The sequence below is a fragment of the Bacillus sp. EB106-08-02-XG196 genome, from assembly GCF_013396335.1.
GTDB lineage: Bacteria > Bacillota > Bacilli > Bacillales > Cytobacillaceae > Neobacillus.
The window spans coordinates 116,580-129,075 of the sequence record NZ_JABWSY010000008.1 but is presented as its reverse complement, the minus strand read 5'-3'; the positions used below and the strand labels follow the sequence as shown (position 1 = coordinate 129,075).

At 40.7% G+C, this 12,496-nt stretch carries 10 protein-coding genes; 7 read left to right on the top strand and 3 right to left on the bottom strand.

The window, feature by feature from the left end; translation table 11 throughout:
* Positions 1 to 399: 399 nt before the first annotated feature.
* The 3 genes from MLOOGBEN_RS14065 to MLOOGBEN_RS14055 all read right to left on the bottom strand — a co-directional run bounded on the left by MLOOGBEN_RS14065 (position 400) and on the right by MLOOGBEN_RS14055 (position 2,874).
* Positions 400 to 870, bottom strand: a complete 471-nt coding sequence (locus MLOOGBEN_RS14065) for a CBO0543 family protein (RefSeq protein ID WP_179158889.1) — start codon at positions 868 to 870, stop codon at positions 400 to 402.
* Positions 860 to 1,363 (bottom strand): CBO0543 family protein, encoded by a 504-nt coding sequence (locus MLOOGBEN_RS14060; protein ID WP_179158888.1) that lies wholly within the window; start codon positions 1,361 to 1,363, stop codon positions 860 to 862. Before MLOOGBEN_RS14060 ends, MLOOGBEN_RS14065 begins: the two co-directional genes overlap by 11 nt.
* A gap of 143 nt (positions 1,364 to 1,506) precedes the next feature.
* Positions 1,507 to 2,874 (bottom strand): sigma-54 interaction domain-containing protein, encoded by a 1,368-nt coding sequence (locus MLOOGBEN_RS14055; RefSeq protein WP_179158887.1) that lies wholly within the window; start codon positions 2,872 to 2,874, stop codon positions 1,507 to 1,509.
* A gap of 234 nt (positions 2,875 to 3,108) precedes the next feature.
* Here MLOOGBEN_RS14055 and MLOOGBEN_RS14050 point away from each other — a divergent pair, with 234 nt between their 5' ends.
* The 7 genes from MLOOGBEN_RS14050 to MLOOGBEN_RS14020 all read left to right on the top strand — a co-directional run bounded on the left by MLOOGBEN_RS14050 (position 3,109) and on the right by MLOOGBEN_RS14020 (position 12,490).
* Positions 3,109 to 4,149 (top strand): NAD(P)/FAD-dependent oxidoreductase, encoded by a 1,041-nt coding sequence (locus tag MLOOGBEN_RS14050; RefSeq protein WP_179158886.1) that lies wholly within the window; start codon positions 3,109 to 3,111, stop codon positions 4,147 to 4,149.
* A 39-nt stretch (positions 4,150 to 4,188) separates the two neighbouring features.
* Entirely contained in the window at positions 4,189 to 5,271 is a 1,083-nt protein-coding gene (locus tag MLOOGBEN_RS14045; protein ID WP_179158885.1) for an aromatic ring-hydroxylating oxygenase subunit alpha, read from the top strand.
* A complete protein-coding gene (locus tag MLOOGBEN_RS14040; RefSeq protein WP_179158884.1) occupies positions 5,264 to 6,715 on the top strand; it encodes an aldehyde dehydrogenase family protein in 1,452 nt (483 codons plus the stop codon). Before MLOOGBEN_RS14045 ends, MLOOGBEN_RS14040 begins: the two co-directional genes overlap by 8 nt.
* A 21-nt stretch (positions 6,716 to 6,736) precedes the next feature.
* A complete protein-coding gene (locus MLOOGBEN_RS14035; protein WP_179158883.1) occupies positions 6,737 to 7,828 on the top strand; it encodes a tartrate dehydrogenase in 1,092 nt (363 codons plus the stop codon).
* A 177-nt stretch (positions 7,829 to 8,005) separates the two neighbouring features.
* Positions 8,006 to 9,547: a BCCT family transporter gene (locus MLOOGBEN_RS14030; RefSeq protein ID WP_179158882.1), complete on the top strand. Its 1,542-nt coding sequence runs from the start codon at positions 8,006 to 8,008 to the stop codon at positions 9,545 to 9,547.
* Between the two features lie 179 nt (positions 9,548 to 9,726).
* Entirely contained in the window at positions 9,727 to 10,413 is a 687-nt protein-coding gene (locus MLOOGBEN_RS14025; protein WP_179158881.1) for a response regulator transcription factor, read from the top strand.
* Positions 10,400 to 12,490, top strand: coding sequence for a sensor histidine kinase (locus tag MLOOGBEN_RS14020; protein ID WP_256989092.1), 2,091 nt, complete (start codon positions 10,400 to 10,402; stop codon positions 12,488 to 12,490). Before MLOOGBEN_RS14025 ends, MLOOGBEN_RS14020 begins: the two co-directional genes overlap by 14 nt.
* Positions 12,491 to 12,496 lie beyond the last annotated feature (6 nt).

The window sequence follows — 12,496 nt, the reverse complement described above, 5'->3', positions numbered from 1 at the left end:
ATTGTGAAAGTTTCTACTTAAACTATAGGGTGCTTCTTTAGTGAAATAAGATAATACAAAAAAGGCTTAGAGTTGGAAATAACTCTGAGCCTTTTTGATATACTGTGATCTGTGTTGTGAAAGTTATGCTATTTACTGCGTGATTAGGTCGGTGATTTGACGTTTTGCACCTCACAAGTAAACCCGTTAATCTCATAAGGGATTTCTTTTTTCTTTGCCTATTTCTTTTGATGCCTTCTAAAGAGTGAAAACAGATTTCGACCTCATTTTCCAGTGAAACTGGTCAAGAAGTGATTGAAAAAAGGTTTTCATCCTGGAAACCGGATCATCGGTAACGGGGTTAGTCCAGGCGGAGAGTTGAGCTCTCTGCTTTTTTTATCTTAAAGGCAGGGGGAGATGCTATAATGCCTCTCCCTTCTTGAAAAACCAGACACAAAATAAACGTCCTATCAATAACGCAAGACCTATGGTAACCCAACTAATATACCAATCCCAGTATATGTAGGTGATGAGTTCGGTGTATTTTTCGATTATCACTTCAGCGATAGTCAAAACGGTACTATATCCAACGTAATAACCCAATTGAATAAGAGTACTTCGATGGTTGGGGTACCAGACATTAAAGGCGGCACATATGACTGGAAAAGCATAATACTCAAACGTGAAGCTCGCTCGATTGATCGAGGCAAAAAATCGAACAGGGTATTCAAGCAGCCCCCACTCGACGACAAATAAGCCTGTAATAAAAGTAATAACCTGTTGGAATAAAAAGGCCACTACCGCAATTCGACGTTTATTTTTAGGTATGAAAAAAAGAATTACTGTTGCCACTGGGTACACGGAAATGAGGATCCACCACTCAATTCTCATTTGCTTCCCACCGCTCCGCCTGAAACAAGGCTTTGTCCTTAAAGAACCAATTACAGCAGACTTGACTCACGTAAAAGAGAAATCCCATGTAAATCCACATTCCATACCACTTCAACCATTCATATTCTAATAAATCCGTATATCTTTCAATCACAATATCAAGCAACGCTGAGGCAGAGACCCAAACAAAAAAGTAGGTAATTCTAGACCCTAGTCTGCCGTTTACCCGTCTATGTACGTAAAATATCGAAAACAAAACCGGGTAAAAAAAGTAATCGATGGTAAGAGGGAGATCTGTTGCTCTTGGTAACTCTCGTATAGGCGCTCTTAACAGATCAAATTTAAAAGCCGGCATATCGCAAAGCCAGACGATGGCTTGAAACATTAAGAATGCCAAGAATCCCTTTCGCCGATCTTTCCGCGGAACAAACAGGGTCAAGCCAACAAAGCCAAAAATCCACATTGCAACCAGAATCAAATGCTCCATCAGCATGTTCAGAACCCCTATCCCATTATTATTCATTATCCATAAAAGTATTTTCCATTTTTTCAAATCATATTCGCCATGGGGACGGTTCTGTGGTCATCACATAAATAAAAAAGGCCAGGAGAACCGTCCCCAAGGTCCCCCTTAGCTCACACCAAATCTGAGCAATATTTTCTAATCAGGTTTGATGCCTTGGTTTGACTGATGCCAAGGTCGTTTGCCACCTTTCTAGAAGATTTGTGCGTTTGAAAGGATCTTCTGATAAAAGTCCTCTTCGTTTCATCAAGGGCTTTATCCAATGAGTTTGGAAGCGCAAGTTGTGTAACCTGTCCGACACTTTCATTGATAATATCCGGTAGGTCGGCAAGTTGAATAATGGAATTACTTATGATCACTAAACGTTCCATTAAATTTTCCAACTGACGGATATTGCCTGGCCAGGAATAGTGAATAAGAATGTTTAGGCATTCATCGGAAATTACTTTATTCTCATTATACTTTTGATTAAATTTATTTAAAAAGTTGTAAATGAGGGGAATAATATCCTCTTTTCTTTCAGATAAAGGTGGCAGGTGAATATCAATCACATTCAACCGGTAAAATAAATCCTCACGAAAGGCTTTGTCTTTCACCATATCCGATAAGTTTTTATTGGTTGCAGCGATAATCCGAATATCCACTTTTTTAATTTTATTGCTCCCGACTGGTATAAACTGTTTTTCCTGAATAACCTGCAGAAGTTTTGCCTGCACAGATACTGGCATTTCTCCAATCTCATCTAAAAAGATGGTACCGCCGTTTCCCGCCTCGATAAGTCCTTGTTTCCCCAATTTACTTGCACCGGTAAAGGCGCCATTTGCATAACCAAACAGCTCTGATTCTAATAGCTCTTCAGGAATGGCCGCACAGTTGATGGCTAGAAAGGGTCCATTGTTCCGTTTGCTGATTTTATGGATATATTGGGCCAGTACCGTTTTTCCTGTTCCAGACTCCCCAAGAATAAGAATATTTGAATCTGTCGGGGCAACCTTTTTGGAAAACTCCAAGATACTCTTGATCTTGCCGCTATTGGTAACGATAAGGTCTTCAGCAGCAGACTCGTGAGTGGATTTCGACTCACTATTCTCTTCCTTCGCCCTCATCATTTTAATGTTTTCTACCTGAGTTGAGGTGATAACGACGAGATCAATTTCGCCTTTTTCGTTCAAGATAGGCACGGCGGAGGTCATTAACTCTGCCCCAATATTCGTGACCTGCCTCATATAGCATGGTTCTTTTCTTCTATAAACCTCTGGAACAATCGAAGGCTTCCAATACCCTTTTTCAAACAGTTCGACATTAAACTTTCCGATGACCTCTGTTGGTTTGAGGCCATAGTGCTTTTCGCAAACCTGATTGACATAAAGAATTCGCTTTTCACCATCAAGGACGAAGATTTCGTCAGAGGAGTGATCAAGAATTTTTAATAGAGTTTGAACAGTCATTTCTACATTGCCTGTGTGAGTTGATATTTTCATAAGAAAGCCCCTCTTTTTAAAAAGTGAGTTATTTTTGCTTCAAATTAAGTAACAGTGAGTTCATTTTAACTCATTTATTCGTAATATTCAGCATATTTTTACAAATCATCTGCATGTTTCTAGGGTTTAACAACATTGGCACAGTACTTGCATTAGTAAAGGTATGAGTCATTCATTATTTTGTTTCGTTGGTGAACGGTGCACGTTTCCCATAAGACAAAAGGGAGGGAAGATATGGGAGAGCAACTAGAAACATTTGATATTACCATTATCGGCGGAGGGCCAGTTGGATTATTTACCGCTTTCTATGCGGGGATGCGCAAAGCTTCTGTAAAAATAATTGAAAGTCTTCCCCAACTAGGCGGACAATTGTCTGCGTTGTACCCTGAAAAATATATTTATGATATTGCCGGGTTTCCAAAGGTGAGAGCAGGGGAGCTCATTGATCATTTAATGATGCAAATGAACCAGTTTCAACCAACACTTTGTTTAGAGGAATCAGTTGAAAGTATCACGCGTCTTGATGATCAGTCTTTTGCAATCGTAACAAACAAAGGAATTCATTATACGAAAGCAGTCATTATTACGGCTGGAAATGGAGCCTTCCAGCCACGGAAGTTGAAATTAGAGGGCGAAGAAAAGTTTGAAAGCGCAAATATCCATTATTTCGTTCAGGATGTAAGTCGCTTTTCCGGAAGAAGGGTTGCAGTATTTGGTGGTGGTGATTCTGCGGTTGATTGGGCATTAATGCTTGAACCCATAGCAGAAAAAGTATCACTCATTCACAGAAGAGATAAGTTCCGTGCCCATGAACACAGTGTTGAATTATTGAAAAAGTCAAAGGTAGAGGTTTTAACGCCGTATGTTCCGGTCGAACTAATAGGAGAGAACAAGGTTGAAAAGGTAGTTTTGACAGAAACGAACAGTGGCGATTCATTAGAAATCGAAGTGGATGATGTCCTTGTCAATTACGGATTTGTCTCCTCGCTCGGCCCGATAAAGGACTGGGGTTTAGAAATCGAAGGGAATTCAATCGTTGTCAATTCCCAAATGGAAACAACGATAAAAGGGATTTATGCGGCAGGGGATATTTGCACGTATAAAGGAAAAGTGAAGCTGATTGCCAGTGGTTTTGGTGAGGCGCCGACAGCTATAAGTAATGCTAAGGTTTACCTTGATCCACATTCGAAGGTGCAGCCGCTTCACAGTACAAGCATGATGGAGAAAAAAGAAAAGAGCAGTAAAGCCACTAAAGAACAGAAAGTAAGAGTTTAATAGTAAAAAAATCGAATCTATATTATGGAGGAAAAAATCATGGCTTATAATAAAGTGCAAAATGCAACGAATCGTACATTTGAAAGACCGTTACCATATGACAAATATACAGACCCGAAAGTATTGGAAAAAGAAATGGATCTTGTTTTCTCAAAATCATGGCAGCTTGTGGGCCATGTCAGCCAATTAGAAAAGCCAGGGGACTTTTTTACTCTTGATGTAGCAGGCGAGCCGATTCTTGTAACCCGCGGAAAAGATGAAGTGATACGTGCTTTTTACAATGTTTGTCCGCATCGTGCGACAAAGCTTGAAAGAACAGAGGCAGGAAACAAGAAAATCCTGCAATGCGGTTACCATGGCTGGACCTTCAAGCTTGATGGACAGTTGAATAAAGCACCGAACTTTCGCGGGGAAGATGCGGCTTGTGTGTCAGATGCTTGTTTGCGTTCTGTTCGCATCGGGATTATGGAATCATTAATTTTCGTGAACCTTGATGATAATGCGAAGCCGTTAAGCGAGTCATACGGCGATTTCTTTGAAAAATTGAGCAAGTTCCCATTCTTAAGTGAGTTAAAAAGAACTCACCAAAGAACACGTGTGGTGAAAGCAAACTGGAAGGCCTATATTGACAACTATCTGGAATGTGACCACTGTCATGTTGCCCATCCAAGTTTCGTTGCTGCTCTGGATATGAATGATTACCAAATCATTACATGTGACAATTATTCGATCCAAGGTACCATTGTAAAAAAGGATAAAAAATATGGAACGGTTAATCTAGATGAAGCCGAAATGCAAGGCGGATCATTTTACTGGTTGTGGCCGAATTTGATGGTGACCATTTATCCGGGTCCTGGTAATATGGCTACCATTCAAATGATCCCAATTGATCACGAAACGTCTTTGGCTGTCTATACCTATTATTTCCGTGATGAAAACTTGACTCAAGAAGAAAAAGACTTAGTGGCATTTGCAGAACAGGTTCGCCAGGAAGATATTGAGCTTGTTGAGCTGGAGCAAATTGGCTTCCGTTCTCGTGCATTTAATAATGGCAGATATTCATCCTCAGAAAAAGCGATTTTACAATTTCATGAAATGGTATTGGAGGCCCTAAATGAGTAAACATGTGAGTGAATTAACGTCGACGAAACAGTTCCTAATGATCAATGGAGAAAAAGTAGAAACAGCAAAATATGCACCACTTCGCTCCCCTTATTCTGGAGAGGAAATAGCCCAAATTGCGATGGCAGATAAAGCGCTTACGAAAAAAGCAATCGATGCTGCCTACAACGCACGTGAAGGTATGGCGAAAATGCCGGCCTATAAGCGGGCAGAGATTTTGGAAAATGTGGTTACTCTTTTAAAAGAAAGAGCAGAGGAAGCAGCTAACATCATTACCCGTGAATCCGCAAAACCCATTATGTTTTCTAAGGCAGAAGTGGCAAGAACGATTGAAACGTATAAGTTTGCAGCAGAAGAAGCAAAGCGAATTCATGGCGAAACGATTCCTTTCGATGCCGCAGCAGGAGGTGTTGGCCGATTCGGCTATACGGTAAGAGAACCGATTGGCGTAATCGGAGCGATCACACCCTTTAACTTTCCGATGAACCTTGTTGCTCATAAAGTTGGGCCGGCGATTGCAGCAGGAAACACGATTGTCTTAAAACCTGCTTCACAGACACCGCTATCTGCCCTCTTTATTGCTGAGCTCTTTCAGGAGGCAGGTCTTCCAGCCGGTGCCCTAAATGTTGTGACTGGCCCTGGTGGTACAGTAGGGGATGCCATTGTGGAGGATGAACGCGTGAGCATGGTTACCTTTACGGGGAGCGTGAGTGTCGGAATCGGTATCCGCAGTAAAGCGGGATTGAAAAAGACGACATTGGAGCTTGGTTCCAATTCTGCCTTAATTATTGATAAAGACATTGACATTGATCAAATTATCGATCGTTGTATCATGGGTGCATTCTCTAACCAAGGTCAGGTATGTATTTCCCTGCAGCGTGTCTATGCCCATGAAGACGTTTATGAAGAATTTGTAACGAAATTCACGGCAGCGGCGAAGCAATTGAAAATTGGTGACCCACTTGATCCGGAAACCTATATTTCAGCATTAATTTCAAAGGGCGAAGCTGAACGTGTATTAGGCTGGATTTACGAAACAGCGGGCAGCACGGCAAACATTGCGGCAGGAGGAAAGCTTGTGGACGGTATTCTTGAGCCAACGATTATTACCGATGCCGACCACGATTTAAAGGTATCCTGTCAGGAAGCTTTTGCACCGGTTGTCGTTGTGAACAAGGTAAGTTCAGTAGAGGAAGCGATTAAAGAAGTAAATAACTCCCGCTTTGGACTTCAGGCTGGTATTTATACAAATAGTGTGAAAAATGCTCTTTTTGCCTCACAGGAATTGCATGTAGGCGGTGTTATTATTAATGACGTACCAACATATCGTGTTGATCAAATGCCATACGGCGGTGTAAAAGAAAGTGGGACAGGCCGAGAGGGTATTAAATATGCAGTGGAAGAAATGACCGAAATGAAACTGATTGTTTGGAATCATAGCTGAAAATAAAGGGAGTTAACTGTTGTGAAAATACTAAAAATTGCAGTAATTGCGGGCGATGGTGTTGGGCCAGAAGTAATTAACGAAGGGATCAAGGTGTTAAATAAAGTGGCTAGCATCGATTCAAGCTTCCAATTTGACTTCACCTATTTTCCATGGGGCTGTGAATTTTATTCGAAACATGGAAAAATGATGGATGAGGATGGAATTGAGCAGCTAAAAGAGTTTGATGCCATTTACTTGGGGGCTGTTGGTTTTCCCGGTGTCCCTGACCACATTTCCTTGTGGGATTTATTGCTGAAAATCCGAAAAAGCTTTGATCAATATGTGAATATACGTCCCGTGACTTTATTAAAAGGGGCAAAAACCGCCTTAACCGATGTGAAACGGGAAGATATTAATATGCTGTTCATCCGTGAAAACAGTGAAGGCGAATATTCCGGTGCTGGAGATTGGCTGTTTAAAGGGCAGGATCACGAAGTGGTTTTACAAAACAGTGTGTTTTCCAGAAAGGGAACAGAGCGGATTATCCGTTATGCATTTGAAACGGCCAAAAAAGAAGGCAGGTCCCTGACAAGTATATCGAAGGGGAACGCATTGAATTATTCGATGGTTTTTTGGGATCAGGTTTTTGAAGAGGTGAGTGCTGAGTATCCTGAAGTGGAAACCGCATCTTACCTTGTCGATGCAGCGGCCATGCTGATGATTAAGGATCCGAAGCGATTTGAAGTGGTCGTCACATCCAACCTGTTTGGGGATATTTTGACCGATTTAGGTGCAGCGATTGCCGGGGGTATTGGGCTTGCTGCAGGGGCAAATATTAATCCGGAAAGAGATTATCCATCGATGTTTGAGCCGATTCATGGTTCTGCACCCGACATTGCGGGACGAGGGATTGCGAATCCGTTAGCAACGATTTGGTCCGCAAGTCAGATGCTCGACTTTTTCGGCTATGAGGCATATGGGAAATTGGTGCTGGAAGCCATTGAACAGCTTTTGGTGGAAGGGCAAGTCCTAACACCCGATATGGGTGGAACGGCTTCTACTGGCGAAGTAGCTGACAAGATTATTGAAATCATTGAAGCTACTGTTTCTTCCAATAAGTTAAACGTGTAAAATGTGTGATATCATATGAAGGATCGCTCTTCATATGATATCTTATCGCTTTAAAAATTCATAATATTCTAACGAATGTAATATAAAAAAACGCATTTATCAATGTTCCTGTATCATTTTTAGTAATCGCTTTCAATCGGGAAAACCCAAATCAATCTAGGATAAAGAGGTGTTTATATGAACGGTAAGAAAACCGTATTCCATTTCTCGTTGGCTATAAGCTTAGCCTTAATCAGTATCGGTATCTTTGCACCAAAACAGTTAGAGACTTTCTCCAACTCATCTCTGAGTTTTATCTATAATAACTTAGGCTGGTTTATTCTCGGCAGTGTTTTTATCTTCTTTTCTTTCTGTATGTATATTGGTATGTCAAAGTTTGGGCATATTCGATTAGGTGATGATTCCGACCGCCCTGAATTTAAAACGAGTACATGGATTGCGATGCTTTTCAGTGCTTCTATCGGCATTAGTCTTGTGTTTTGGGGTGTGGCAGAACCGGTATCTTACTATATTGATCCCCCATTCGGAAAGGCATCATCTGAAGAATCAGCAAAGCTCGCGATGCAATTTGTCTATCTGCACTGGGGTGTTTCCGCCTGGGCATGTTATGGTGTCGTAGGTGTTTCTCTAGCATTCTTCCAATTTCGAAAAAAACTGCCTTCTTCCTTAAGCTCGACTTTTCACCCGTTAGTAGGAGATAAAATTAATGGCAGGTTCGGCAAGTTTATTGATATTATTGTTACTCTTTCTATCGTAATTGGAATTGCAACGTCTCTAGGATTTGGAACATTGCAAGTGAATAGCGGGATGAATTACCTTTGGGGTATTCCGGTAGGGTTCCTTTCTCAAGTTATCATTATTGCTGTCGTAACCGTACTTTATCTTGGATCAACGGTATCGGGACTGCAAAGCGGCATGAAATACTTATCCAATCTGAATATGCTGTTGGCGTTTCTTTTATTAGCTTTTATGCTCGTACTTGGACCAACTCAATCTATCTTAAAAATCTTTTTCCAAGGAATTGGGGATTATGCCCAAAACTTTATCGGTATGTCATTCCGAACGGAGCCATATAGTGATGGATCGTGGATCGGAAGCTGGACACTATTCTATTTTGGCTGGTGGATTGCCTGGGCACCGCTTGTCGGAAGCTTTGTGGCGAGGATTTCGAAGGGTCGAACCATAAAAGAATTTATGATGGGGGCTATCTTTATCCCTGTACTTGGTTCCTTCTTGTGGTTTGCGGTTATGGGGGGATCAGCGATTGATCTAATCGAAAATCAAGGCAAAACAGCCATCGCAGCTGCAGTTTCATCGGATGTAACGTCTGCTCTATTTAAGTTTTTTGAATACTTCCCGATGAGTACATTCTTAAGTATTTTAGCGATGGTACTCGTGCTTATTTTCTTTATTACATCCGCGGATTCAGCTATTTTCGTACTTGGGATGATTAGTGAAAACGGTAATCCGAATCCTACTACTACTACTAAAATCATTTGGGGTGTTGTCATTGCAGCCGTTTCCGCTGTATTAATTATGACGGGTGGTTTGTCGGGCTTACAATCAGCCCTCGTGGCAACGTCAATCCCACTGGCCATTTTAATGCTCGTAATGTGTTATTCCACCTATAAAGGACTGACAAACGAACTGAAAATCATGTCAGCAAAAAACGAACAACCCGTTACGATAAAGAATAAAATAATCTCAAAAAAAGCATAAGGATACACCGTACGCCCCTCGGGAAAACCGAGGGGCGTATTGCTTCTAAACCCCGGGACCATGGATTCTAGCTGGCTTTCATTAATGCTAAGAAAATCTTAAGATTTACATATAGAGTTTGTTAAGATTTGATGGGTATTATGATTATAGAGGCAAAAATTAAAGGGGAGATATGATTCATGAACGTATTGGTTTGTGATGATGATAAGGCAATTGTGGATGCGATTGGAATTTATTTGGAAAATGAGGGCTATCAAGTATTTAAAGCCTTTGACGGCATCGAGGCAATCGAAATCATCGATCAGCAGGAGCTCCATCTTATTATCATGGATATCATGATGCCTAGGATGGATGGAATTCGAGCTACTATGAAAATTAGAGAAGCTAATAAAATACCAGTGATCATGCTTTCAGCCAAATCCGAGGATTATGACAAAATTTTAGGATTAAATATTGGAGCGGATGACTATATCACCAAGCCTTTTAACCCGTTAGAGCTCATCGCTAGAGTGAAATCACAGCTGAGAAGATATACATCTTTTGGAGGGCTTGAAACTAAGAGTAATGTCTATCAAACGGGGGGACTCATTGTCGATGATGAAAGTAAAACGATCACCGTTGATGGAGAGATGGTCCACCTGACACCGGTTCAATATAAGATTGTAAAGCTTCTGACTGCAAACGCCGGAAGGGTTTTCTCCATCGAGGAGATTTATGAGAAGGTTTGGAATGAAGCGGCTTTTAGCCCGGAAAATACGGTTACCGTTCATATCAGAAAAATTAGAGAGAAAATAGAAATCAATCCGAAAGAGCCAAAATATTTGAAGGTCGTGTGGGGAGTTGGATATAAAGTTGAAAAAATATAGTCATTCGATTACAACAAAAATGATCGTTTTTATGATGATGATTACCTGTTTTACAGGTGTCATCAAAGCATTTGTAGATGTTGAGGAAGTTAATGATGGCGATCTTGGTATTGTTTTTGAAGAAAACTACTTTTTAAGCAAGGCATATGTGCTGGAAAGTGAGAGTATTGTTAGTAATCTAACGAGACTGTTTGGGGAGTTTAAGAGTGAGGAACATATATTAAAGGGCGGAAGTATTACGGAGGAGGAATTAAGAGGCGAAGAGGACCCCTTATTTTCAGATTTCGTGTATCAATCCAAAAGTTATAATCCAAATGCTAGTGAAGCGGAAAACTATGAAAAATTTAAAACCGAATATGCCGATAAAATCGCGAAGGTAAGGGATAAGCTGATAAAAAATGATTTAAGGGAATACCATTTACTCGTGCAGAGCCTGGAAGAGGTTGAGGCTCCCATGTATTACGCAAGTGATGGTGTGAACGAGTATACAAACACAAGTACAGAAAGAGAAAGGTTTAAAACGTATCCTTCCTATATGATGTTTGAGGAATATAAAAGAGACATATATCCCAAAGAAATAACAGAGAATGAACATTTCTACTGGATTACAGAAAGAATCGATGAGTTGGATCCGGAAAGCCATGTTGTTTCGATTGCTTTTACAAAGGATTTTTTAGATGAAAAAATAGAAGAATGGAAAGAAAATAAAGTCATTATTAAGGGTGTTTTTTATAGATTATTAGCCTTTCTTGCAGGATTTATCCTTTCATTTGTTTATCTGCTGCTCGTGACCGGAAGAAGGTCATTTAAGGATGAAGAGCTGCGCATGCATGCAGTGGATAAATTATATGTTGATCTGAATATCCTGCTTGGTATGGGTCTATTAATTATTTGGGTTGTTATGTTGGATGAGTTCACTTCCCCAAACATCGAGAAAATGGTGATTCCGATTACAATCCCGATTGCGGCAGCAGTGTTCGTGCTGATTCTATCGCTCGTGAAGCATTTCAAGAATGGGACGTTCTTCAGGCATACGTTGATTTATCGATTGTTCAGTAGGCTGTTTCAATTTGTAAAAAATGTTTATGATAGCGGAAGTGTTGGGGTCAAGACGGTATTGATTGTCATCGGGTATCCGATATTGGTTGCGGCAACGTTTTTTATCTTTCCGATAACCTTAGGTCTGGCAGCATGGGTTGCCTTAAAGAGAGTCAAGTCATTTCAGGCCATTAAAGAAGGGGTAGAGAGGATAAAGGCTGGAGATATTCATCATACCATCAATGTGGGCGGAAAAGGTGAGTTTGCGAGACTTGCTGCTAATATCAATAGCATCACCGATGGGTTGAATAAGGCTGTGGATAGCGAATTGAAAAGTGAGCGGTTAAAAACCGAACTCATCACAAATGTATCCCATGATATCAGGACACCGTTAACTTCGATTATTACCTATGTTGATTTATTGAAAAAAGAAAAGCTGTCATCAAAGGCAGAGGAATATATCGAAGTACTGGATCAAAAATCGAAAAGGTTAAAAATACTGACTGATGATTTATTTGAGGCGGCTAAGGCTTCCAGCGGGAGTATTCCGGTTCAATTGGAGCGTATCGATCTTGTCTCTTTAATCACCCAGGGACTTGGGGAAGTAAGTGATAAAATTGAAGATTTCGATTTAGCTTTTAAGTTCCATTATCCTAAGGAAAAGGTATATGTTGCTGCTGATGGAAAATTACTATGGAGGTCCATTGAGAACGTATTATCCAATATATTCAAATATGCGCTCAAAGGGTCGCGGGTGTATATCGATGTCGAGGATTTAGGCAGCGAAGTGCTGCTCACCTTCAAGAACATTTCTGCGTATGAGTTAAATATTACAGCAGACGAACTAATGGAGCGTTTTAAAAGAGGCGATGAATCCAGAACAAGTCAAGGCAGCGGTTTAGGACTATCGATTGCGGAAAGCCTCATCGATATCCAAAAAGGGACATTCACCATTCAAGTAGATGGAGATTTATTTAAGTCGATGATTACTATACCAAAATACCATGGGGACGGTTCTTTTGGTCAATCTAAGGGTTAATGCTGG

Bases quoted from the DNA above. Each gene is read 5' to 3' on its own strand.
- MLOOGBEN_RS14065 (WP_179158889.1), bottom strand. From the start codon at position 870: ATGAGAATTGAGTGGTGGATCCTCATTTCCGTGTACCCAGTGGCAACA.
- MLOOGBEN_RS14060 (WP_179158888.1), bottom strand. From the start codon at position 1,363: ATGCTGATGGAGCATTTGATTCTGGTTGCAATGTGGATTTTTGGCTTT.
- MLOOGBEN_RS14055 (WP_179158887.1), bottom strand. From the start codon at position 2,874: ATGAAAATATCAACTCACACAGGCAATGTAGAAATGACTGTTCAAACT.
- MLOOGBEN_RS14050 (WP_179158886.1), top strand. From the start codon at position 3,109: ATGGGAGAGCAACTAGAAACATTTGATATTACCATTATCGGCGGAGGG.
- MLOOGBEN_RS14045 (WP_179158885.1), top strand. From the start codon at position 4,189: ATGGCTTATAATAAAGTGCAAAATGCAACGAATCGTACATTTGAAAGA.
- MLOOGBEN_RS14040 (WP_179158884.1), top strand. From the start codon at position 5,264: ATGAGTAAACATGTGAGTGAATTAACGTCGACGAAACAGTTCCTAATG.
- MLOOGBEN_RS14030 (WP_179158882.1), top strand. From the start codon at position 8,006: ATGAACGGTAAGAAAACCGTATTCCATTTCTCGTTGGCTATAAGCTTA.
- MLOOGBEN_RS14025 (WP_179158881.1), top strand. From the start codon at position 9,727: ATGAACGTATTGGTTTGTGATGATGATAAGGCAATTGTGGATGCGATT.